Origin of the sequence: Micromonospora sp. NPDC023814 (assembly GCF_040639595.1) — a bacterium.
GTDB lineage: Bacteria > Actinomycetota > Actinomycetes > Mycobacteriales > Micromonosporaceae > Micromonospora.
On record NZ_JBFAAF010000001.1, the window covers coordinates 156,852 to 177,926 of the forward strand.

The window sequence follows — 21,075 nt, forward strand, 5'->3', positions numbered from 1 at the left end:
CCCCGACACATGGGGTGAATCGCCCAGGTCGAGGGCAGCAACTGCAAGATCGGTGCGGTAGGGGTGGGGGTGGGTCAGGTCAGGACGCGGGTGACCTTCTCCGTCGCGGCGCGGGACTCTACGCGGGACGGGTCGAGGTTGGCGCAGGGGACCGCGCTGGCGCCGGCCGCCAGCGGGGCGAGCAGCCAGTCGACCGGGTCGGGATACGCGGCCGTGTCGACCAGCACCCGATCGCCGGGCGTGATGCCGAACCCGCTCGCGCGGGCGGTCGCGCGGGCCAGCAGTTCCGCGTCGTCCGGGCCGGCGGCGTACGGGGTGAAGTGGTCCCCGTGCGCGCGCACCTCCGAGACGTAGTCGGCGAAGCCGGGCGGCACCTGCCGCATCGGCAGCGCGAACGGGTCGAGGGCGAGGACGTACCGCTCGCCGGCCGACCAGGCGTCCGCCTCGGCGAGCCGCGCGACGGCGGCGAAGAGCACCTCCACGTCGCCCGGCGTGTCGGCCACCCGCAGCCCGGCCGACCAGCATCCGAGCAGCACCGCCGCGGTCTGCCAGTGCGGCGGGAGCAGCGCCCCGGCCGTGTCGCCGGGGCCCACGGCCACCTCGTCCACGAGCAGGTTGGCCGTCTTGGCCACCCAGTTCGCCAGCGTCGCGCCGGAGAGCTCGGTCCGCTCGCCGGTGGCGTCGTCGTACCAGGTCAGCAGCGGTCGGGTCGGGTCGGGCGCGATCGCGTCGGCGAATACCCGGGCAATGTTGTCGGCCATCGGCGCGAACGATACGCCCCCGCCGGCCGTACTCGAAGACAACGACAAGTCGGCGTACCGTCGGGTCGCAGTCAGCGCCCGCCCCGGGCTCCGGCGTAGGCTTGCCCGGAGTGTTGTTCCCCACAGATCGCAGTGCAAGGAGTCGCCCCGTGACCGCCGGTCGCCCGCCCCGTGTGCTCATCGACGCCACGAGTGTCCCCGCCGACCGTGGCGGTGTCGGTCGATACGTCGACGGCCTGCTCGGCGCCCTCGGCAAGGTGTGCGGGTCGGGGGTGGAGCTGGCCGTGGTCAGCCTCCGCACCGACCTTGAGCGCTACACCCGGATGCTGCCCGGCGCGGAGATCATCCCCGCCCCGGCCGCCGTCGCGCACCGCCCCGCCCGGCTCGCCTGGGAGCAGACCGGCCTGCCGCTGCTCGCTCAGCAGGTGGGCGCGCAGGTGCTGCACTCGCCCTTCTACACCTGCCCGCTGCGCGCCGGCTGCCCGGTCACGGTGACCGTGCACGACGCGACGTTCTTCACCGAGCCGGAGCACTACGACAAGTCCCGGCGCACGTTCTTCCGCAGCGCCATCAAGACCTCGCTGCGCCGCGCCGACCGGGTGATCGTGCCGAGCAAGGCCACCCGCGACGAGCTGATCCGGCTGCTCGACGCCGACCCGACCCGGATCGACGTCGCCTACCACGGGGTCGACCACGCCGCCTTCCACGCGCCCAGCGAGGAGGAGAAGGCCCGGGTCCGCGCCCGGCTGGGGCTCGGCGGCAGCAGCTACGTCGCCTTCCTCGGGGCCAAGGAGCCGCGCAAGAACGTGCCCAACCTGATCCGCGGCTGGGCCCGGGCGGTGGCCGACCGGGAGGACCCGCCGGCCCTGGTGGTCGCCGGCGGCCAGGGGCACGACGACGACATCGACCGCGCGGTGGCGGAGGTGCCGTCGCACCTGCGGCTGCTGCGCCCGGGCTACCTCCGCTACGCGGACCTGCCCGGCTTCCTCGGCGGGGCGCTGGTGGCCGCCTACCCGTCCTACGGGGAGGGTTTCGGCCTGCCGATCCTGGAGGCGATGGCGTGCGCCGCGCCGGTGCTCACCACGCCCCGGCTGTCGCTGCCGGAGGTGGGCGGCGACGCGGTGGCGTACACCAGCGAGGCCCCCGACCAGATCGCCGCCGACCTGGGCGCGTTGCTCGACGACGAGCAGCGGCGGTTGTCCCTGGCCAAGGCCGGTTTCGACCGGGCCAAGGAGTTCACCTGGGAGTCCAGCGCCGAGGTGCACATCGCGGCCTGGAGCCGGGCGCGCGCCTGACCCCGGAGCGGCGGGGTGGCAACCCGGCGTCCGGGCGGGCCCGGTTCGGGCATGATGTGCTGATGCTCTACGCCGTCATCCCGGCGGGTGGCAGTGGCACGAGGTTGTGGCCGCTGTCCCGTGCCGGCCACCCCAAGTTCCTCCACCCGCTGACCGGTTCCGCCGCCTCGCTGCTCCAGGCCACGGTCGAGCGGCTGGGCCCGCTGACCACCGCCGAGCGCACCCTGGTGGTCACCGGGACCGCGCACGTCGCGGCGGTGGCGCGCCAGCTGGCCGGGCTGCCGGAGGAGAACATCCTGGTCGAGCCGTCGCCCCGGGACTCCTGCGCGGCGATCGCCCTGGCCGCCGCCGTCATCGCGCGGCGCGACCCGGAGGCGGTGATGGGCTCCTTCGCGGCCGACCACCTGATCGGCGACCCGGAGCGGTGGCGGGAGGTCGTCCGGGAGGCGGTACGCGGCGCCGAGCAGGGCCTGCTGATGACGGTGGGCATCACCCCGACGCGGGCCGAGACCGGCTACGGCTACCTCCAGACCGGCGACCCGGTCGACGGCGGCCCGCTGCGCCCGGTCGCCGAGTTCAAGGAGAAGCCGAGCGCCGAGGTGGCGGAGGCGTACCTGCGCTCCGGGCGGCACCTCTGGAACGCCAGCATGTTCGTCTGGCGGGTCGACGTGTTCCTCGCCGAGCTGGCCCGCCAGCAGCCCGCCCTGCACGCCGGGATCGTCGCGATCGCCGAGGCGTGGGGCACCGAGGGGCAGGACGACGTGCTCGGCACGGTCTGGCCGACCCTGCCGAAGATCTCCGTCGACTACGCGGTGATGGAGGGCGCGGCGACCGCCGGGCGGGTGGCCACGGTGCCGGGCGACTTCGGCTGGAACGACGTCGGCGACTTCCACACGCTGGGCGAGGTGCTGCCGGCCGACCCGGACGGCAACGTGGTGCTCGGCGGCGACGCCAAGCCGGGGGTGCTGCTGCGCGACAGCTCCGGGCTGGTGGTGGTGCCGCACTCCGGGCGGCTGGTGGCCACCGTCGGAGTGCACGACCTGATCGTCGTCGACACCCCGGACGCGCTGCTGGTCTGCCCGCGCGACCGGGCGCAGGACGTCAAGAAGATCGTCGACGAGCTCAAGGAGCGGGGCGAAGAGGGGCTCGTCTGAGCGTCGCCAGGGCCGGGGCGACCAGCTTCGCCGTCCCCCCGGCCAGCGGCTCCGGCAGCTGGTCCGGCGGGAACCAGGCCAGCGCCTCGGACTCGTCGCTGACCCGCTCCGTCGCGGCGGGCGGGGCGAGGACGGCGAACCGGACGTCGTAGTGCAGGGAGCCGCCCTGGCAGTTCACCGGGTGGATGTCCACGTCGATCGGGACCGGGTCGATCCGCAGGCCCGCGATCCCGGACTCCTCGCCGGCCTCGCGCAGGGCGGTGCCGGCGAGGGTCCGGTCGGCCGGCTCGCAGTGCCCGCCGAGCTGCACCCACTTCCGGAACTTGCCGTGCAGGCAGAGCAGCACCCGCGAGCCGGTGGCGTCGAGCACCAGCGCGCTCGCCGTGACGTGCCCGGCCCGGTGTGCCCGGCTCATCGCCACCGGCCCGGCGGCCAGCAGCCGCACGGTACGGTCCCGGGCCTCGGCGGCGGCCGGGCCGGTCGGCTCCCAGCGCTCCAGCGTGGCGACGGCGTCGGCGTGCAGCGCCGCGTACACCTCGGCGTCCGTCGGCGGCGACGTCCGGGGGGCGGCGGCGGTGGGGGATTCGGGCATGCCGACACTGTACGAGCCGGCGCTTCGTACCCTGGCCGGGTGACCCTGCGACTGCTGGAATTCGTCGTGGCCGGCAACGAGGCCAGCGACCTGCTGCCGGTGCGCTCCGTGGCCTTGCTGCGCGCGCACGGCGCCCGGCGCGGCTTCTGGACGGTGCTCGACGAGGGGCCGGTGGAGCGCTGCCTGGCCCTGCTGCTGGAGCGCGACGACGGCGAGTGGGTCGCCCGGCACGTGACCGCCGACGCCGGGGCCGAGAACGACCGGACGGAGGACGGCGAGGCCCTGGCCCACCACGACGGCTGGGTCTACGTCTTCGGCTCGCACTTCGGCTCGAAGGGCGGCCCGCTGCGCCCGCGACGCGCCTTCGTGGCCCGGTTCCGGGAGGACGACGCGGCGGGTGGCGCGCTGCCGGTACAGGTGGTGCGCAACCGGTTCCGGCTGCACCGGGCGGTCAACGACGCGCTGCTCAAGGCGCCGTTCACCCCGCTGCCGCCGGGCGCGCGGGTGCGGGCCCGGTTCATCGGGGAGACCGTCGCACGAGGCACCGCCCGGTCGAAGGGCTGGGTCAGCCGACTCGTCCCCGACGACCTGCCGCTGAACGTCGAGGCTGCCGCCTTCACGCCGGCCGGCAGCGTCCTGATCGGACTCCGCTTCCCGGTCACGGCCGACGGCGAGCCGATCCTGGTCGAGCTGACCGGCGTGCCGGGCATGTTCGACCTCGTGCCGACCTGGCCGGAGGCGGCGGGCGCGTACGTGTTGACCGGGGTGACCCCGCCCGGCGCGCTCGCCGGCTTCCGGGCGGTCGCCCCCACCGACGACGGCGGCTACGCGGCGGTCGTCGGGTCCATCGACGCGCTCGGCAAGGGCTCGGTGCTGCTCGACGACCACCCGACCGGCGGCGACGTCACCTCCCGGCACGTCCGGTTCCCGCCGCCCGGCGACGGGCATCTGGTCCCCGGTGAGCTGGTGGCCGACCTGGCGCCGTTCCACCACGTGGAGGGGCTGGCCGAGCTGGACGGGCGCAGCTTCTACGTCACCGACGAGGACCACCGCGTGGCGCTCTGGGTGGGGTGAACGGCTGGGCGCCGGCCGGCGCGGAGGAGCCACGGCGGGCCGGCGGCCGGACGGCACCTCTGCGGAGCAGGCCCGCAGACCCTCGTGGTGCCGCCCGGCCCCCGGGTCCTCCCCCGTCCCCCAGGGCGCCCCGGTCCGCGAGCGCGTCGCCGACGCGCCCGTCCCCGTGTGCGGGCAGTGGAAGCATGCCCAACCCCCACCATGGACGTCGAGGTTTTTCAGCTCAGGCTTAAAGACGGAGATAAGTGCCGCCCGGGTAGGCTGCAACGGTCACCCGGCATCCCCTCGGCCGGGCGACACGGGAGCGCTCCATGCTGAAGATCTATTTCTCCGCCGAGGACATCCTCCGGACCCGGGTGGCTCCGGCGGCGGACCCGGTGTGGGAACTGGTCCTCAGTCTGCACCTGCTGCCGGGGCGCGGCCGGGACCCGCTGCTGGCGGGCTGGCGGCGCAGCGTGACCCGGGCACTGCGCCAGGGCGTCGGGTCCCCCGGCCTGAGGCTCCTCCTGTCGCTCAATCCGCCCCGCGGCTACTTCCCCGACTTCCTCACCCCCCACCAGAGCGTGTCCGGGTTCGAGGCCGGCATGGAGGCGGTCCGGAGCACTCCCGTGTCGCTGCTGCAACGCGACCTGTCGCTGCTCGCCACCGGCCACACCCTGCCGGCCGGCGCCGCCGCGCTGGCCCGGGGCGAGCCGGACACGCTGCGCGACCTGACCGGCGCGATGGCGCAGTACCGCGACCTGGCGATCGACCCGTACTGGGCCCGGATCCAGGCGGCCGTGGAGGCCGACCGGTCCCGGCGGGCCCGGGCGCTGCTCGACGGCGGGGTGGAGGGGCTGCTGGCCAGCCTGCGGCCCGCCATGCACTGGGAGTCCGGGGTGCTCCAGGTCCGCGGCTACCCGCACAGCCGCGAGCTGCACCTGGACGGGCGTGGCCTGCTGCTGGTGCCCTCGTTCTTCTGCGCGCCCACCCCGGTGGCCCTGCTCGACCCGGCGCTGCCCCCGGTCCTGGTCTACCCGGTGGACCGGCTCGGCGGGCTGCTGCCGACGCCCGCCGAGGGCGCCGGTCCGGGCACGCCGGACACCGGACGGGAGGCGCTGGCCGCGCTGCTCGGCCGCACCCGGGCCGCCGTGCTGGCGGTCAGCGACGACGGCTGCACCACCGGGGAGGTGGCCCGCCGGTTGAACATCTCGCCGGCCGCCGCCAGCCAGCACACCACCGTGCTGCGTAATGCCGGCCTGCTGGTCAGCCACCGCGACCGCAACACCGTCCTGCACACCCTCACCCCGCTGGGGCGGGCGATGCTCAACTCCTGAGCGCCGAGCCCGCTCCCGCGCCCCGCGTCGTCCACCTTGCACACGCCGCGCAGGCGGGGCGGGGAACGGGGGCGGGAGGCCCGTCAGAGGGCCAGGCAGGCGGCGGCGGGGGTGCCGGCGGGCGGGGGCAGCGGGAGCGAGGTGATCCCCTCCGCCGCCAGGGCGGCGCGCAGGCGGTGCAGGTCGGCGCCGAAGCGGACCAGCTCGGCCGGGCCGGCCGGGGCGGCCGGGGCGGCCGGGGCGGCGAGCACCAGCGCCGTCGCCTCCGCCGGCCAGCCGGGCACGGCGGTGACCATCCCGGCGCGTACGGCCTCGTCGGCGACCAGGGTGAACTCCGTGCCGGGCGCGACCACGCCGGCGACCGCGGCGATCGCCCGCCGCACCGCGTCCCGGTCGGGCGGGGTCGGGTTGGGGGCGTCCGGCAGGGTGGCGGCGGCGGCCAGCCCGGCCGCCCTCGCCTCGGCGGTGCCCAGCGAGAACAGGTCCATCGCGGCGTCCCGGACCAGCGTCGCCGCCCCGGCGCCGTCGTCCGGCCGGGGCGCGGTGAGGTAGCCGCGCACCACGGCGACCGGCACCTGGTCGCACTTGCCCTTGATCAGCTCGCCCGCGCCGGCCAGCTCGTCCACGACCGCCATCTGGGTGAGCTGGAGTTCGTTGCCGTACGGGTCGACCTCGCCCCGGTGGTCGCGGATCGCGTCCATGCCGGCGACGCCGAGCGCCACGTCGGTGAGCCCGTTGCGCCAGGGCCGGCCCATCGTGTCGGTGATGATCACCGCGACGTCGACGTGGTGGCGGTCGCGCAGGGCGGCGCGCAGCGCCCGGGCCGAGGCGTCCGGGTCCGCCGGGAGCAGCACCAGCCGGGTCTTGTCGACGTTCGAGGCGTCGATCCCGGCCGAGGCCATCACGAAGCCGTGGTGGGTCTGCACGATCCGGGTCGCGCCCCGGGTCGCCACCACCCGGGCCGTCTCGGCGGCCAGCACCTCGTCCCGCGCGGCGAGCCGCTCCGGCCCGTCCGCCGGGACGTCCACCAGCCGCCCCTCCGACTTCGAGACGATCTTGCTGGTCACCACCAGCACGTCGCCGTCGCGCAGCCACGGCGCGGCGTTCGCGATCAGGGCGGCCAGGTCGTCGCCCTCGGACACGTGACCGATGCCCGGCACCGGCAGGATCTCCAGCCTCATGTCAGCTCCAGCGCGGCGCGGACCATCGCCGCCGTCGCCGTCTCGTCGGTCATCAGCAGCGGCACCGCGCGCACCGTCACCTCCGGCACCACGACGCCGGCGTCCTCCTCGGCGACCAGCCAGCCGTCGAGCAGCCCGCCGGCCGCCCGGCCGCCGTAGAGGCGGCCCACCCCGGCCGCGCTGCACTCGACCCCGAGCACCTCCAGGCAGCGGTCCGCCATGCCGCGCACCGGCGCGCCGCCGATGATCGGCGAGACGCCGACCACCGGGGCGGGGCCGTCGGCGACCGCCTCGCGCAGTCCGGGCACGGCCAGGATCGGGGCGATGCTCACCACGGGGTTGCTCGGCGCGATCAGCACCACGTCGGCCCCGGCGATCGCCTCCACGACGCCGGGCGCCGGCTTCGCCGTCTCCGCGCCGACGAAGACGAACAGGTGGGTGGGGACGTTCCCGCGGTGGCGCACCCACCACTCCTGGAAGTGGATCGCCCGTTGGCCGCCGTCGGGCCCGTCCGCGCCGGACTCGCCCGCGACCGCCGGCCCGCTCACCACCACGTGCGTCTCCAGGCGGTCGTCGGTCGCCGGCAGCAGGCGTACGCCGGGCTGCCAGCGGGTGGCGAGCGCCTCGGTGACCGCGTGCAGCGGGTAGCCGGCGTTGAGCATGGTCGTGCGCACCAGGTGGGTGGCGACGTCCCGGTCGCCGAGCCCGAACCAGGTGGGCTCGGCGCCGTACGCGGCCAGTTCCTGCTTGACCGTCCAGCTCTCGTCGACGCGGCCCCAGCCCCGCTCGGGGTCGGCGCCGCCACCCAGCGTGTACATGACGCTGTCCAGGTCGGGGCAGACCTTGAGCCCGTGCAGGAACAGGTCGTCGCCGACGTTGACCACGGCGGTCACCTCGGCGCCGACCTCGCGGGCGTACGCCCGGACGCCGAGCAGGAAGCGGGCGCCCCCGATGCCGCCCGTCAGAACCACGATGCGCATGCCGAACATCCTCGCGCACGAGCCGCCTCGGATCCGCCGCTGGCCCGGGAGACTAGGCTCACGTCGGCAACTGTCCGCTTTCGCCCCGAGGGGGATCCCGTGACCAGCCCCGCCGAGCCCGCGTCCACCGACGCGACGCAGGCCAGCCAACTGACCAAGCCGCTGCGTGAACTCGCCGCGTTCGTGCTCCTCGGTGCGAACGCCGTGTTCCTGTTCGTCGGCCTGATCCGGTTGCTGACGCCGGCCGAGTACGTACCCTTCGCGGGCCGGGCGGGCAACGCCTTCTCCGCCTTCGTCGGCATCGAGGCGGTGGCCCTGCCGCTGCTGGCCGTGCTGCTCGCCACGCACGTGCGCCCCCCGGCGCCGAAGGCGAAACTGATCACCCAGGTTGCCCTCGGTGAGTACGCGTTCAGCGCGCTGTTCGGCGTGCTGACCTTCCTGGTCTGGACGCTCGAACTGCTGTCCCAGGGCCAGGTCCTCGACGCCTTCCTCGGCCTGCTCTCCCGGGTGGCCTGGCTGGGGCTCCTCGCGCTCGCCGCGTTCCTCGTCTTCAAGATCTGGCGCACCCTGTACTACGTCCCGAAGCCGAAGGCCCAGCCCGGCGTGTACGGCCAGCCGCAGCCCGGTTGGCCGCAGCAGCAGGGCGGCTACCCGGCCCCGGGCCAGCCGGGCCAGCCGGTCCCCGGTCAGCCGGGGCAGCCTGGCCAGCCGATCCCCGGTCAGCCGGGCGCCTGGCCGGCCCCCGGCCCGTACGGCGCCCCGTACGGCCAGCAGCCGGCGTCGTTCGGCGGCCCGCAGGCGACCCAGCCGTTCCACCCGGCGCCGCAGCCGGGCCCGCCGGCCGCCACCGCGCCGCAGTCGGCGCCCCCGTTCGGGTCGTCGCCGACCGCCCCGCCGTTCGGGCCGCCGCCCTCGGCCGAACCGACCCAGGCGATCCCGCGCCAGTCCGTCGAGCCCACCCAGTCGATTCCGCGCCCCACGGACGGGGAGCCGGACCACACCCAGCGCATCAACCCGGGCGACACCCCCGACGCCCCGCGCTGACCGGGCGGCACCACCGCATCCGAGCGCCCCGCACGACCACGTGCGGGGCGCTCGCGTTTCCCCCGCCACCCGCCACCCACCACCCGGCCCCCGCCCCCGGCCCCGCCCCCGGCCCCCGGCCCCCGGCACCCGGCCCCCGCCCCCGGCCCCTGCACCCGGCACCCGGCGTCCGGTCCCCGCCCCCGGCCCCCGGTGTCCGACGCCCGGCCGGGCGGTCGTGTCCGGCGTCCCGCTGGGCGGCCGGTCCGGCCGGTTGGGGCGAGGGGTGCGTGCCCTTCTTCACCGTGTGGGCCGGGCGGGCGGGGTGCGGCGGGCGAGCGCTTAGGCTGGGCGGATGGTTGATCGCACCGAGCCCGGCCCGAGTGACGCGAGCGTGCGGCGGGCGCTGCGCCGGGCGGCGACCGGGCGGGCGCTCGACGTCGACGAGGCCACCGCGCTGCTGAGCGCCCGGGGCGACGCGCTGGACGAGCTGCTCGACGTCGCCGGCGCCGTCCGCGACGCCGGGCTGCGCGAGGCCGGGCGGCCGGGCGTGGTGACGTACTCGAAGAAGGTATTCATCCCCCTCACCCGGCTGTGCCGGGACCGCTGCCACTACTGCACGTTCGCCACCGTGCCGCACCGGCTGCCGGCGGCGTTCCTCGACCGCGACGAGGTGCTCGCCATCGCGCGGGCGGGCGCGGCCCAGGGCTGCAAGGAGGCCCTGTTCACGCTCGGCGACCGGCCGGAGGAGCGCTGGCCGGCGGCCCGGCAGTGGCTGGACGAGCGCGGCTACGACTCCACCCTGGACTACCTGCGCGCCTGCGCGGTGGCGGTGCTGGAGGAGACCGGGCTGCTGCCGCACCTGAACCCGGGCGTGCTGTCCTGGTCGGAGTTGCAGCGGCTGAAGCCCGTCGCGCCCAGCATGGGGATGATGCTGGAGACCACGGCGACGCGGCTCTGGTCGGAGCCGGGCGGCCCGCACTTCGGCTCGCCGGACAAGGAGCCGGCGGTCCGGCTCCGGGTGCTCGACGACGCGGGGCGGGTGGGGGTGCCGTTCACCACCGGCATCCTGATCGGCATCGGCGAGACCAACGCCGAGCGGGTCGACGCGATCTTCGCCATCCGGCGTGCCCACCGGGAGTACGGCCACCTCCAGGAGGTGATCGTGCAGAACTTCCGCGCCAAGCCGGACACGGCGATGCGCGGGATGCCCGACGCGGAGCTGCACGACCTGGCCGCCACGGTGGCGGTGGCCCGGGTGCTGCTCGGGCCGAAGGCCCGCATCCAGGCCCCGCCGAACCTCATCGAGGGCGAGTACGACCTGCTGCTGCGCGCTGGCATCGACGACTGGGGCGGTGTCTCCCCGCTGACCCCGGACCACGTCAACCCCGAGCGCCCCTGGCCCCAACTGGACGAGCTGGCCCGGCAGACGGAGAAGTCCGGGTTCACCCTGCGCGAGCGGCTGACGGTCTACCCCGAGTACGTGCGGGCCGGCGACCCGTGGCTCGACCCGCGCCTGCTGCCGCACGTCGGCGCGCTGGCCGACCCGGCGACCGGGCTGGCCGTCGAGGAGGCGCGGCCGGTGGGCCGCCCCTGGCAGGAGCCCGACGAGACGTACGGCGGCCGGACCGACCTGCACGCCACCATCGACACCACCGGGCGCACCGGCGACCGGCGCGGCGACTTCGACCACGTCTACGGCGACTGGTCGGAGGTGGCCGGCAAGGTCACCGCCGGGGGCGGGGGCGGAACCGACCGCGACCTGCGGGCCGGGCTGCGGCTGGCCGCCGACGACCCGGCGGCGCTGCTCGACCCGCGGCACGCCGACGCCGCGCTGGCGCTGTTCGCCGCCGACGGGCCGGCGCTCGACGAGCTGTGCCGGCTCGCCGACGACGCCCGCCGGGCGGCGGTCGGCGACGACGTGACGTACGTGGTCAACCGCAACATCAACTTCAGCAACGTCTGCTACGTGGGCTGCCGGTTCTGCGCCTTCGCGCAGCGGGAGCGGGACGCCGACGCGTACCGGCTCTCGGTGGAGCAGGTCGCCGACCGGGCCGAGGAGGCGTGGGCGGCCGGCGCCAGCGAGGTCTGCCTCCAGGGCGGCATCGACCCGAAGCTGCCGGTGACCGTCTACGCCGACCTGGTCCGGGCGATCAAGGCACGGGTGCCGGGGATGCACGTGCACGCGTTCTCCCCGATGGAGATCGTCACCGCCGCCGCGAAGGCCGGCGTGTCCGTGCGGGAGTGGCTGACCGGGCTGCGCGACGCCGGACTGGACACCATCCCGGGCACCGCCGCGGAGATCCTCGACGACGACGTGCGCTGGGTGCTCACGAAGGGCAAGCTGCCGGCCGCCGCCTGGGTCGAGGTGGTCGGCACGGCCCACGAGCTGGGCATCCGGTCCAGCTCCACGATGATGTACGGCCACGTGGACCACCCCGCGCAGTGGCTCGCGCACTTCCGGGTGCTGGCCGGGTTGCAGGACCGCACCGGCGGCTTCACCGAGTTCGTGGCGCTGCCGTTCGTGCACACCAACGCCCCGATCTATCTGGCCGGCATCGCCCGTCCCGGGCCGACCTGGCGGGAGAACCGGGTGGTGCACGCGATGGCCCGGCTGCTGCTGCACGGCCGGATCGACAACGTCCAGTGCTCCTGGGTGAAGCTCGGCGACGAGGGCACGGCGGCGATGCTGCGGGGCGGCTGCAACGATCTCGGCGGCACGCTGATGGAGGAGACGATCTCCCGGATGGCCGGTTCCGGCAACGGTTCGGCGCGTACCGAGGAGCAGTTGATCGCCATCGCGGCGGCCGCCGGGCGCCCGGCCCGCAAGCGCACGACCGCGTACGGCCACCCCCGGCCGTAGGGTCGTCGAGCCTTTCCCCGCTGCCGGCCCGGCGCGGGTTCCCGGGCGCCCGGCCGACCTCGATCCATTTCGCACGGTTGGCTTCTTCGAGTTCGGCGACGACGTGCGATACGAGCCCATATCGACAACGACGGTGACGGGCGGGCCGACGTCACCTACCGGTCCGAATTCATCACCGAGAACGCGAATCCGAACAGCTTTCTCTGCCGCCGGGGCTGAGCGCCGCCGACGTGAGGGCGCCGTTCCTCCCCGACTTCCCCTAGCTGGGTACGCGGTACCACGGGTCCACCAACCCGCCGGCGTCGTCCCTGATCCCGACGGCGACACCGGCACCCTGATCATCTACCCGGGACGGCACCCGCACGGCCGGGAGATCGAGGTCGGCCGGGACGACGAGCCGCGTACGCGCTCGGTGGCCCGGGAGCGCCGGGTGCGGCACGGGCGTTCCACAGTGCCGTCCACCCGGAGCTGCCGCCGGCGTCCGTACCGTTTGGTGGGACGATCGGCTGCCGGCCGCCCGGGTCGGCGTCGGCGTCGGCGTGATCGCCGGGTTCGCGTGGCCGACCAGCGCGCCTCCGGTCTCCGACCGAGCCGGCCGGCGCCGCCCGCAGCAGCATTCCGTCCATATTGTGGACGGGATGCTGTCGGTCGTTTCCGGCTCGACGGGCGGTCGACGCGAACTCGGGTTAACCTTGTCCCCCACCAAGATCAACGATGTGGTGGGTGGTCTCTCGGGGGTCTCCATCGGCCTGTCCGGTCGGGCCGGCGGGGAAGCGCCACGGGAGAAAACTCGGGCAACTCGCCGGAGAGGGCGTTACTCGGCCGGGGTCTGAATCGATAGGGCAGGTTGCGAGGCCGGGCGGCCGGGTGGTCGTCCGGAGTGTTGTCGGGAGGGCGACTCCATTATCAAGTTCGGCTTGACGGCGCACGCATTACACGCGTGTAATTTGAATGGGGTTGTTCGCACGGTACGCAACAAATCGGGACCGGACGGACACGCGCGCCTTTCGCGTGGGGGTTGCAGCGGCGATGACGCCGGTGCGCGACAAGGAGGCATTTGATGGACGGCCAGCTTGAGGTGGCCGACCTGCTCGGAAACGCGCCGGAGTGGCAGGAGCGGGCGCTCTGCTCGCAGACCGATCCGGAGGCGTTCTTCCCCGAGAAGGGCGGCTCGACCCGCGAGGCGAAGCGGATCTGCTCGCGCTGCGAGGTCAAGACGGAATGCCTCGAATACGCTCTCGGGCACGACGAGCGGTTCGGGATCTGGGGTGGGCTCTCGGAGCGGGAGCGGCGCAAGCTCAAGCGGCGGGCCGCCTGAGCGTTGCCGGGCCGGGGCGGTGGGGGCCGCCCGGCTCAGGCGCAGTCGAACCGGTCGCCGTTCGCGGCGGCATCCGGCGGGGCGGCTCAGGCCAACTCGTCCGGGTCGACCCCGAGCAGGTTGGCCACCTGCTCGATGATCACGTCGTGCACGAGATCCGCGAGATCCTCGCGGTCCATGGCGCGGAACTCCAGCGGCCGGCGGTAGAGCACGATCCGCGGGGGCACCTCCTGCCGGCCCGGCCGGCCGGGCAGCAGTCGGGCGAGCGGCACCTCGCCGTCCTCCAGCACGTCGGAGTCGTAGACGTTCAGGTCCGGCGGGACGTCCTCCACCGCGAACTCGACCCCGGCCAGCTCCTTGGCGAACCGCCGTTCCAGGGTCTCGACGGTGTCCAGCACGAGGTCGTCGAAGATCTCCGCCTTCGTCCGCGCCAGCGGCACCGTCGCCGGCACCAGCCGCCCGCGCAGGCCGCGCCCGTGCCGGTCACGGTGGGCGCGCCGGCCGGGGCGGCGGTGTTCCGGGCTCGTCATGAGGGACAGGTTAGCTCCCGCACCGACCTGGCCTGCGGCAGCGCGGCGGGTGTGGCGCGGCGCGGGTCGCGCCGGGCCGAATTGTGATCACCGTGACGGGCGTGTCGCAACGCGAAGCGGTGCGCCGGACCCGGTAATGGAGATACCCTGCCGCCGTGAGGTCACCACGGCGCTGCTCCCGTAACGGCTGCCCCCGGCAAGCGGTCGCCACGCTGACCTATGTCTACAACGAGTCGACAGCCGTGGTGGGACCGCTGGCCGCCTTCGCCGAGCCGCACACCTACGACCTCTGCGAGCCGCACGCCCGCAGCCTGACCGCGCCGCGCGGTTGGGACGTGGTCCGGCACGAGGGCGAGTTCGAGCCCCCGCCGCCCACCACCGACGACCTGGTCGCGCTCGCCGAGGCCGTCCGCGAGGCCGCCCGCCCGGTGGCCCCCCGCCCGCCCGAGAACGACGAGACCCTCAACACGGCCCCCCAGACGGGCCGCCGCGGCCACCTCCGCGTCATCCCCCCCACCCACTAACCCCCCTCCCCGCTCCCACCCACCCCGCGCGTTGATCATGAAGTTGTTGGCGCGCGCTTCGGCGTGTCGCGGCAACATCATGATCAACGGGCGGGGGTGGGGTGGGTGGGTTAGTGGCCTAGGAGGCGGGTGAGGAGGGTGGCGCGGCGGGCGGGGCGGTCCGTGCGGTTCTCCGCCGCGTCGGCGGAGAACATCAGCCGCAGGCCCGCGTTCACGGCCAGCCAGCGCAGCGGCTCCGGCTCCCACTTCGGGGAGCGGTGGTTCACCCAGGGCAGGGCGGTCAGGTCCGTCCGCTCGCCCCGGATCAGGTCGGCCAGGGTACGGCCGGCGAGGTTGCTGGTGCCCACGCCGTCGCCGACGTAGCCGCCGGCCCAGGCCAGCCCGTCGGCCCGGTCGAAACCGACCGAAGCCGCCCAGTCCCGGGCCACCCCGAGCGGGCCGCCCCAGGTGTGGGTCACCGGCACGTCCGGGCCGAGCACCGGGAACAGCTCGCCGAGCGTACGGCGCAGTGCCGCGAAGACCGCCGGCTCCCGGTCGTGGCCGGGGGAGACCCGGGAACCGAAGTGGTAGGGCGCGCCCCGGCCGCCGAAGGCGAGTCGGTCGTCGGCGGTGCGCTGGCCGTAGACGATGACGTGCCGGTGGTCGGAGAAGGTCTCCCGCTCGGCGAGGCCGATCCGCGCCCAGGTCGCGGCGGGCAGCGGCGCGGTGGCGACCATCAGCGAGTAGACCGGCGCGACGGCGCGGCGCTGCCCCGGCAGGCCGGGCGTGTAGCCCTCGGTGGCCCGTACCACCACCGGCGCGCGCACCGTGCCGGCCAGGGTCACCGCCGCACCGGGCCGGATCCGGGTCACCCGCGTGCCCTCGTGGATCGTCACCCCTCGGCGTTCCACCGCCCGGGCCAGGCCGCGCACCAGCCGGGCCGGGTGCACCGCCGCGCAGTGCGGGGTGTACGTGCCGCCGCGTACCCCGTCGGCGGCGCAGCGGGCGGTGGCCTCGTCGGCGTCGAGCAGCGCCAGGTCCTCCGGCCCGAGCCCGTACGCCCGTGCCTCCGCGACGGCCGCGCGCGCCCGGTCGAGCTGGGGGCCGGTGCGGGCGAGCACCACCGTCCCGCCGTACGCCCAGTCGCAGTCGATGCCCTCGGCCGCGACGACCCGGCCGACCTCGGCGACGGTGGCGTGCATGGCGCGCTGCATGGCGATCGCGGCGTCCCGCCCGTGCCGGCGGGCCAGCGCGGGCAGCGAGGTGGGGAACAGCGCCGAGCACCAGCCCCCGTTGCGGCCGGACGCGCCGTAGCCGGCGACCTGTGCCTCCAGCACGGTGATCCGCAGCGTCGGGTCGGCGACCGCGAGGTAGTACGCCGTCCAGAGCCCGGTGTAGCCGGCCCCGACGATCACCACGTCCGCCTCGGCGTCGCCGGTCAGCGGCGGGCGCGGGGTCAGCGGCTCGTCCACGGTGGACAGCCAGTACGACAGGTCCTGGTAGCGCATCGGCCGCTCCGGGTGCGGAAACGGCCGGGTCGACCACGCGCCGCGGGGCGCGCGGCCGGCCCGGCCGGGTGGACGAGGGGTTACAGGCGCGCCCACGCCTCGGTGAGCACGGCGCGCAGGATCTGCTCGATCTCGTCGAACTGCTGCTGCTCGGCGATCAGCGGCGGCGCGAGCTGCACGACGGGGTCGCCCCGGTCGTCGGCGCGGCAGTAGAGCCCGGCGGAGAAGAGCGCGGTGGAGAGGAAGCCGCGCAGCAGCCGCTCGGACTCGGCCTCGTCGAAGGTCGCCCGGGTGGTCTTGTCCTTGACCAGTTCGATGCCGTAGAAGTAGCCGTCGCCGCGCACGTCGCCGACGATCGGCAGGTCGTGCAGCTTCTCCAGGGTGGCGCGGAAGGCCGCCTCGTTGGCCCGTACGTGCCCGACCAGGTCCTCGCGGGCGAAGACCTCCAGGTTGGCCAGGGCCACCGCGCAGGAGACGGGGTGGCCGCCGAAGGTCACGCCGTGGGCGAACATGCCGGTCTCGGTCAGGAACGGCTCCATCAGCCGGTCGCTGGCGATCATCGCGCCGAGTGGGGCGTAGCCGGAGGTGATGCCCTTGGCGGTGGTGATGATGTCGGGCTGGTAGCCGTACCGGACGGCGCCGAAGTACTCGCCGAGCCGGCCCCAGGAGCAGATCACCTCGTCGGAGACGAGCAGCACGTCGTACGCGTCGCAGATCTCCCGGACCCGCTCGAAGTAGCCGGGCGGCGGCGGGAAGCAGCCGCCGGAGTTCTGCACCGGCTCCAGGAACACGGCGGCGACCGTGTCCGGCCCCTCCCGCTCGATGGCCCGGCCGATCTCCTCGGCGGCCCAGCGGCCGAACGCCTCGGGGGAGTCGCCGTGCTCGGGGGCGCGGTAGAAGTTGGTGTTCGGCACCTTGATGCCGCCGGGGACAAGCGGCTCGAAGTCGCTCTTGATGCCGGGCAGGCCGGTGATCGACAGCGCGCCCATCGAGGTGCCGTGGTAGGCGATGTAGCGGCTGACCACCTTGTGCTTGTTCGGTCTGCCGGTGCGCTTGAAGTAGGCGCGGGCGAGCTTCCACGCCGCCTCGACCGCCTCGGAGCCGCCGGTGGTGAAGAAGACCCGGTTCAGGTCTCCGGGGGTGAGCGTGGCGATCCGCTCGGCCAGCTCGACGGCCTTCGGGTGGGCGTACGACCAGAGCGGGAAGTAGGCCAGCTCGCCCGCCTGCTTGGCGGCGGCCTCGGCCAGCTCGGTGCGCCCGTGGCCGGCGTTGACGACGAAGAGCCCCGCGAGGCCGTCCAGGTAGCGGCGGCCCTGGGCATCCCAGACGTACGCGCCCTCGCCGCGCACGATGGTCGGCACCTCGCCGGCGGAGTAGCTCGCCATCCGGGTGAAGTGCATCCAGAGGTGGTCGGTGGCGTCGGCCATGTCAGCCCCATCGGGTCTCGGGCCGGTCAGGGGTGACACCGGCCGCTCTGCCCACGGTTATCCCACAGCCCGGCGGCCAAAAGCAAGTGGGATCGGTGGTGTGTGGCCGATATGGCAACGGAATCAGCGAGTAGCCAAAGCGTGAACGACGGAATCCGTATCGCGAGGTCGTGACGTGAACGGTCGATGGGTCCCGCCGGACGGGCGCTGTCGAGCTGCCCCGTCGGTGAGACCGCGTCGGGGCGGGCCGCGGTGAGACCGCGTCGAGCGGGATCGCGGTGAGACCGCGTCGAGGCGTCGCGTTGCGGGACACCTTCGGGGCACTTCGGCCGCGCTCGCGGCGCACCTGAGGTGCGCGAAACACATCCCACCGCGACACGCCGGTAGGCGGCGGACGCCGGCACTGAGCGTGGCTATCGTGCGCCGGAGCGTGAACCCGCGTGGAGGGAGGATCCGATGGCCAACGAGGCGCTGCGGGTGGCGATGGCCGCCAAGGGGGAGACCGTCGAGTCGCTCGCGGAGAAGGTGCGCGTCGACCCGAAGACGGCGGGCCGGTGGCTCACGTCGGGCCGGATCCCGCACCCCAGGACCCGGCTGGCGGTGGCCGAGGTGCTCGACCGCGACGCCGCCGAGCTGTGGCCCGAGCCGTTCCGCCGCCGCGACCTGCCCTGGTTCCGCCCCTGGGCCGAGCTGGAACAGGACGCCACCTCGATCCGGTCGTACGAGCCGCTGCTGGTGCCGGGCCTGCTCCAGACCGAGGGGTACGCCCGCGCGGTGCTGGCGACCGGCGGCCTGCTCCCGGCGGCCGAGGTGGACGAGATCGTAACCGGACGGCTGGCCCGGCAGGCGATCATGGCGCGGGAGGCCCCGCCGCAGTTCGTCGCGGTGATTGACGAGGTGGTGCTGCGCCGGCGGGTCGGTGACCGGGCGGTGATGGCTAAGCAATTGGCCCATCTGCTGACGGTCGCCGATCGCGAGCACGTGCAGATCCGAGTGATTCCGGCCGAGGTGCCCTGGCACACCGGGCTCGCCGGGCCGTTCGTTCTGATCCGCCTACCCGGCGGCACCGAGGTGGCTTATGTGGACAGTCAGATCTGCGGTCAGGTGGTGACCGAGAGTGCTGATGTTGCTAGCCTGGGCAGCAGATGGGAGAGCGTAGCCGGCGAGGCGCTGCCGCGACGCCAATCGATCGAGCTGATAAGGGAAGTGGCGACGACATGGACATGACGGACGCCCGCTGGCGCACCGCCACCCGCAGCAGTAACAACGGCGGCAACTGTGTGGAAGTGGCCGACAACCTTCCGGGTCGGGTGCTGGTGCGGGACAGCAAGGATCGTGCGGGTGGCGTCCTCGCCTTCTCACCCGAGGCATGGCGCACCTTTGTCGGTCGGCTGCGGCAGGGCTGAGATGACCGACGCCCGCTGGCGCACCGCCAGCCGCAGTAGCAACAACGGCGGCGACTGTGTCGAGGTGGCCGACAACCTGCCCGGCCGGGTGCTGGTGCGGGACAGCAAGGACCGCGTCGGTGGCACCCTCAGCTTCGCGCCCGACGCCTGGCGGGCGTTCGTCGCCTCGGTCGGGCGCGGCGGGGGTGCCGGCTGAGGCCGACCGGCGCCTGACGTTGGTCGGCGACGAGCGGCATGATCAGGCGGTGCCCCAGGTGTACGTCTGCTTGCGCAGCTTGAGGTAGACGAACGCCTCGGTGGAGAGCACGCCCTCGACCGACCGCAGCCGCTGGAGGATCTCCAACAGGTGGTCGTCGTTGCGGCAGACCACCTCGGTCAGCAGGTCGAACGAGCCCGCCGTGATCACCACGTAGTCGACCTCGTCCAGCTCGGCGAGGCGGTCGGCCACGGCCTCCAGGTCGCCGTTCGTACGCAGGCCGATCATGGCCTGGCGGGGGAAGCCGAGCTGGAGCGGGTCGGTCACCGCGACGATCTGCATCACCCCGGCGTCGAGCAGCCGCTGCACCCGCTGGCGCACCGCCGCCTCCGACAGCCCGACCGCCTTGCCGATGGTCGCGTACGGCCGGCGACCGTCCTCCTGGAGCTGCTCGATGATCTGCTTCGCCACGTCGTCGAGCAGTACGTGGCTGGCACCCTCGCGGACGGTGACCCTGCGTCCGCCGTTGCCGTTGTCGTGCTGCCGGTTCGTCATCGACCGCTCCCCATGTCCGTGCCCGGGCTGAGCCTAGTGCCCCCGGGCAGTCTGGCGTATTTCGTCGTGCAGAGCTATTCCGGCAACGGAATCCCTTGTAAGGAAGGTCACCTCATGTCAGGATCAGTCGTCCGCCGCACCTGACCCTCCCGCCGGCGTGCCACCCCCGTCCCGCCGCCGACGATGACCCCTAGGAGTCGTCACATGCGTACTCCCTTTCGGCCCCTCACCCGGCGTGGACTCCTGACCGGCACCCTCGGCTCCGCAGCGCTGCTGGCCGCGGGCGGCTCGCTCGCCGGCTGCGGCACCAAGGCCGCCACCCAGACGGAGGCCGGCTGCGTCAGCGAGGACCTGTCCGCCACCGAGAAGAAGCTGGCCTTCTCCAACTGGCCGCAGTACATGGACGTGGACGAGAAGGACGAGTCCAAGCGGCCGACCCTCGACGCGTTCGTCGCCAAGACCGGCATCGCGGTCACCTACACCGAGGACGTCAACGACAACAACGAGTTCTTCGGCAAGGTGCAGAACCAGCTCGCGGGCTGCCAGGGCACCGGCCGGGACGTCATGGTCCTCACCGACTGGATGGCGGCGCGGATGATCCGCCTCGGCTGGATCCAGAAGCTCGACAAGTCGAAGCTGCCCAACGTCGAGGCCAACCTGCTGCCGTCGCTGCGCAACCGGTCCTTCGACACCGAGAACCAGCTCGCCATCCCGTGGCAGTCCGGCCTGGCCGGGCTGGCCTACAACGGCAAGGTGACCAAGGAGATCCGGACGGTCGACGAGCTGCTCACCCGCCCCGACCTCAAGGGCAAGGTGACGGCGCTGTCCGAGATGCGCGACACCATGGGCCTGCTGCTCCAGTCGAACGGCCACGACCCGGCGAACTTCACCGCCCCACAGTTCGACGACGCGCTCAACAAGCTCAAGAAGGCCGTCGACTCCGGCCAGATCCGCCGGTTCACCGGCAACGACTACGCGCCGGACCTCGCCAAGGGCGACATCGCCGCGTGCATCGGCTGGTCCGGCGACGTCATCCAGCTCGGCTTCGAGGACGACAAGGTCAAGTTCGTGGTGCCCGAGTCGGGCGTGATGCTCTGGTCGGACAACGTCCTCGTGCCGAACAAGGCCACCCACAAGGGCAACGCCGAGCAGATCGTCAACTACTACTACGACCCGGCGGTCGCCGCGAAGCTCGCCGCGTTCGTGAACTACATCTGCCCGGTCCAGGGCGCCAAGGCCGAGATGGAGAAGATCGACCCCGAGCTGGCCGCCAACCCGCTGATCTTCCCCGACGACACCATGCTGTCGAAGTCCAAGGTCTTCATGGCGCTGGACGAGAAGCAGGAACGCGAGTACGAGAGCAAGTTCCAGCAGGTCATCGGGGCGTGAGCGG

The 21,075-nt window shown here is 74.0% G+C and carries 20 protein-coding genes; 12 read left to right on the forward strand and 8 right to left on the reverse strand.

Features of this window, described 5'->3' with window-relative positions:
• Positions 1-74 precede the first annotated feature (74 nt).
• A complete protein-coding gene (locus AB0G14_RS00725; protein WP_357692353.1) occupies positions 75-761 on the reverse strand; it encodes a TIGR03089 family protein in 687 nt (228 codons plus the stop codon).
• A 149-nt stretch (positions 762-910) separates the two neighbouring features.
• Here AB0G14_RS00725 and AB0G14_RS00730 point away from each other — a divergent pair, with 149 nt between their 5' ends.
• Entirely contained in the window at positions 911-2,056 is a 1,146-nt protein-coding gene (locus AB0G14_RS00730; RefSeq protein ID WP_357692355.1) for a glycosyltransferase family 1 protein, read from the forward strand.
• A 62-nt stretch (positions 2,057-2,118) separates the two neighbouring features.
• Complete coding sequence (locus tag AB0G14_RS00735) at positions 2,119-3,210, forward strand: sugar phosphate nucleotidyltransferase (protein WP_357692357.1); 1,092 nt, start codon at positions 2,119-2,121, stop codon at positions 3,208-3,210.
• On the opposite strand, the gene AB0G14_RS00740 is transcribed toward AB0G14_RS00735, so the two are convergent.
• A complete protein-coding gene (locus tag AB0G14_RS00740; RefSeq protein ID WP_357692359.1) occupies positions 3,179-3,802 on the reverse strand; it encodes an NUDIX domain-containing protein in 624 nt (207 codons plus the stop codon). The two genes, AB0G14_RS00735 and AB0G14_RS00740, sit on opposite strands and share 32 nt — an antisense overlap.
• A gap of 39 nt (positions 3,803-3,841) precedes the next feature.
• On the opposite strand from AB0G14_RS00740, the gene AB0G14_RS00745 reads away from it, so the two are divergent.
• Both AB0G14_RS00745 and AB0G14_RS00750 read left to right on the forward strand, forming a co-directional pair.
• On the forward strand, positions 3,842-4,876 hold the full coding sequence (locus AB0G14_RS00745) for a hypothetical protein (protein ID WP_357692361.1): 1,035 nt from the start codon (positions 3,842-3,844) through the stop codon (positions 4,874-4,876).
• Between the two features lie 311 nt (positions 4,877-5,187).
• Positions 5,188-6,192: a helix-turn-helix domain-containing protein gene (locus AB0G14_RS00750; protein ID WP_357692363.1), complete on the forward strand. Its 1,005-nt coding sequence runs from the start codon at positions 5,188-5,190 to the stop codon at positions 6,190-6,192.
• Between the two features lie 83 nt (positions 6,193-6,275).
• Here AB0G14_RS00750 and AB0G14_RS00755 read toward each other — a convergent pair whose 3' ends face one another.
• Both AB0G14_RS00755 and cofD read right to left on the reverse strand, forming a co-directional pair.
• The gene (locus tag AB0G14_RS00755; protein WP_357692365.1) at positions 6,276-7,373 is read right to left on the reverse strand and encodes a coenzyme F420-0:L-glutamate ligase; all 1,098 of its coding nucleotides are present in this window, start codon (positions 7,371-7,373) and stop codon (positions 6,276-6,278) included.
• A complete protein-coding gene (gene cofD / locus AB0G14_RS00760; protein ID WP_357692367.1) occupies positions 7,370-8,353 on the reverse strand; it encodes a 2-phospho-L-lactate transferase in 984 nt (327 codons plus the stop codon). The genes AB0G14_RS00755 and cofD overlap by 4 nt, the downstream gene beginning before the upstream one ends.
• 99 nt (positions 8,354-8,452) lie before the next feature.
• Here cofD and AB0G14_RS00765 point away from each other — a divergent pair, with 99 nt between their 5' ends.
• From AB0G14_RS00765 to AB0G14_RS00775, 3 genes are all read left to right on the forward strand, one after another.
• Positions 8,453-9,397 carry a hypothetical protein gene (locus AB0G14_RS00765; protein WP_357692369.1) on the forward strand — a complete coding sequence of 315 codons (945 nt, stop codon included), beginning with the start codon at positions 8,453-8,455 and terminating at the stop codon, positions 9,395-9,397.
• A 334-nt stretch (positions 9,398-9,731) separates the two neighbouring features.
• Positions 9,732-12,239, forward strand: coding sequence for a bifunctional FO biosynthesis protein CofGH (locus AB0G14_RS00770; RefSeq protein WP_357692371.1), 2,508 nt, complete (start codon positions 9,732-9,734; stop codon positions 12,237-12,239).
• Between the two features lie 1,060 nt (positions 12,240-13,299).
• Positions 13,300-13,557, forward strand: a complete 258-nt coding sequence (locus tag AB0G14_RS00775) for a WhiB family transcriptional regulator (protein ID WP_007455784.1) — start codon at positions 13,300-13,302, stop codon at positions 13,555-13,557.
• An 86-nt stretch (positions 13,558-13,643) separates the two neighbouring features.
• On the opposite strand, the gene AB0G14_RS00780 is transcribed toward AB0G14_RS00775, so the two are convergent.
• Positions 13,644-14,087 carry a metallopeptidase family protein gene (locus tag AB0G14_RS00780; RefSeq protein WP_357083062.1) on the reverse strand — a complete coding sequence of 148 codons (444 nt, stop codon included), beginning with the start codon at positions 14,085-14,087 and terminating at the stop codon, positions 13,644-13,646.
• 155 nt (positions 14,088-14,242) lie between these two features.
• On the opposite strand from AB0G14_RS00780, the gene AB0G14_RS00785 reads away from it, so the two are divergent.
• Positions 14,243-14,611 (forward strand): DUF3499 domain-containing protein, encoded by a 369-nt coding sequence (locus AB0G14_RS00785; RefSeq protein WP_357692374.1) that lies wholly within the window; start codon positions 14,243-14,245, stop codon positions 14,609-14,611.
• A gap of 110 nt (positions 14,612-14,721) precedes the next feature.
• Here the strand turns inward: AB0G14_RS00785 and AB0G14_RS00790 are convergent, their stop codons facing one another.
• Together AB0G14_RS00790 and AB0G14_RS00795 are read right to left on the reverse strand one after the other, a co-directional pair.
• On the reverse strand, positions 14,722-16,098 hold the full coding sequence (locus AB0G14_RS00790; RefSeq protein WP_357692376.1) for an FAD-dependent oxidoreductase: 1,377 nt from the start codon (positions 16,096-16,098) through the stop codon (positions 14,722-14,724).
• An 80-nt stretch (positions 16,099-16,178) separates the two neighbouring features.
• Positions 16,179-17,525: an aspartate aminotransferase family protein gene (locus AB0G14_RS00795; protein WP_350703251.1), complete on the reverse strand. Its 1,347-nt coding sequence runs from the start codon at positions 17,523-17,525 to the stop codon at positions 16,179-16,181.
• 456 nt (positions 17,526-17,981) lie between these two features.
• Here AB0G14_RS00795 and AB0G14_RS00800 point away from each other — a divergent pair, with 456 nt between their 5' ends.
• The 3 genes from AB0G14_RS00800 to AB0G14_RS00810 are packed head-to-tail and all read left to right on the forward strand — an operon-like array spanning position 17,982 to position 19,127.
• Positions 17,982-18,752: a helix-turn-helix transcriptional regulator gene (locus tag AB0G14_RS00800; RefSeq protein WP_357692379.1), complete on the forward strand. Its 771-nt coding sequence runs from the start codon at positions 17,982-17,984 to the stop codon at positions 18,750-18,752.
• The gene (locus tag AB0G14_RS00805; RefSeq protein WP_357692381.1) at positions 18,743-18,931 is read left to right on the forward strand and encodes a DUF397 domain-containing protein; all 189 of its coding nucleotides are present in this window, start codon (positions 18,743-18,745) and stop codon (positions 18,929-18,931) included. Before AB0G14_RS00800 ends, AB0G14_RS00805 begins: the two co-directional genes overlap by 10 nt.
• Before the next feature lies 1 nt (position 18,932).
• Entirely contained in the window at positions 18,933-19,127 is a 195-nt protein-coding gene (locus AB0G14_RS00810; RefSeq protein ID WP_357692383.1) for a DUF397 domain-containing protein, read from the forward strand.
• A gap of 42 nt (positions 19,128-19,169) precedes the next feature.
• Here AB0G14_RS00810 and AB0G14_RS00815 read toward each other — a convergent pair whose 3' ends face one another.
• On the reverse strand, positions 19,170-19,682 hold the full coding sequence (locus AB0G14_RS00815) for an Lrp/AsnC family transcriptional regulator (RefSeq protein ID WP_357455242.1): 513 nt from the start codon (positions 19,680-19,682) through the stop codon (positions 19,170-19,172).
• Between the two features lie 204 nt (positions 19,683-19,886).
• Between AB0G14_RS00815 and AB0G14_RS00820 the strand changes: the two genes are divergently transcribed.
• Positions 19,887-21,071 (forward strand): spermidine/putrescine ABC transporter substrate-binding protein, encoded by a 1,185-nt coding sequence (locus AB0G14_RS00820; protein ID WP_357692385.1) that lies wholly within the window; start codon positions 19,887-19,889, stop codon positions 21,069-21,071.
• Positions 21,072-21,075: the final 4 nt, after the last annotated feature.

Coding starts and splice junctions, on each gene's coding strand:
- AB0G14_RS00725 (WP_357692353.1), bottom strand. CDS start 761: ATGGCCGACAACATTGCCCGGGTATTCGCCGACGCGATCGCGCCCGAC.
- AB0G14_RS00735 (WP_357692357.1), top strand. CDS start 2,119: ATGCTCTACGCCGTCATCCCGGCGGGTGGCAGTGGCACGAGGTTGTGG.
- AB0G14_RS00740 (WP_357692359.1), bottom strand. CDS start 3,802: ATGCCCGAATCCCCCACCGCCGCCGCCCCCCGGACGTCGCCGCCGACG.
- AB0G14_RS00750 (WP_357692363.1), top strand. CDS start 5,188: ATGCTGAAGATCTATTTCTCCGCCGAGGACATCCTCCGGACCCGGGTG.
- AB0G14_RS00755 (WP_357692365.1), bottom strand. CDS start 7,373: ATGAGGCTGGAGATCCTGCCGGTGCCGGGCATCGGTCACGTGTCCGAG.
- cofD (WP_357692367.1), bottom strand. CDS start 8,353: ATGCGCATCGTGGTTCTGACGGGCGGCATCGGGGGCGCCCGCTTCCTG.
- AB0G14_RS00770 (WP_357692371.1), top strand. CDS start 9,732: ATGGTTGATCGCACCGAGCCCGGCCCGAGTGACGCGAGCGTGCGGCGG.
- AB0G14_RS00775 (WP_007455784.1), top strand. CDS start 13,300: ATGGACGGCCAGCTTGAGGTGGCCGACCTGCTCGGAAACGCGCCGGAG.
- AB0G14_RS00780 (WP_357083062.1), bottom strand. CDS start 14,087: ATGACGAGCCCGGAACACCGCCGCCCCGGCCGGCGCGCCCACCGTGAC.
- AB0G14_RS00790 (WP_357692376.1), bottom strand. CDS start 16,098: ATGCGCTACCAGGACCTGTCGTACTGGCTGTCCACCGTGGACGAGCCG.
- AB0G14_RS00795 (WP_350703251.1), bottom strand. CDS start 17,525: ATGGCCGACGCCACCGACCACCTCTGGATGCACTTCACCCGGATGGCG.
- AB0G14_RS00800 (WP_357692379.1), top strand. CDS start 17,982: ATGGCCAACGAGGCGCTGCGGGTGGCGATGGCCGCCAAGGGGGAGACC.
- AB0G14_RS00805 (WP_357692381.1), top strand. CDS start 18,743: ATGGACATGACGGACGCCCGCTGGCGCACCGCCACCCGCAGCAGTAAC.
- AB0G14_RS00810 (WP_357692383.1), top strand. CDS start 18,933: ATGACCGACGCCCGCTGGCGCACCGCCAGCCGCAGTAGCAACAACGGC.
- AB0G14_RS00815 (WP_357455242.1), bottom strand. CDS start 19,682: ATGACGAACCGGCAGCACGACAACGGCAACGGCGGACGCAGGGTCACC.
- AB0G14_RS00820 (WP_357692385.1), top strand. CDS start 19,887: ATGCGTACTCCCTTTCGGCCCCTCACCCGGCGTGGACTCCTGACCGGC.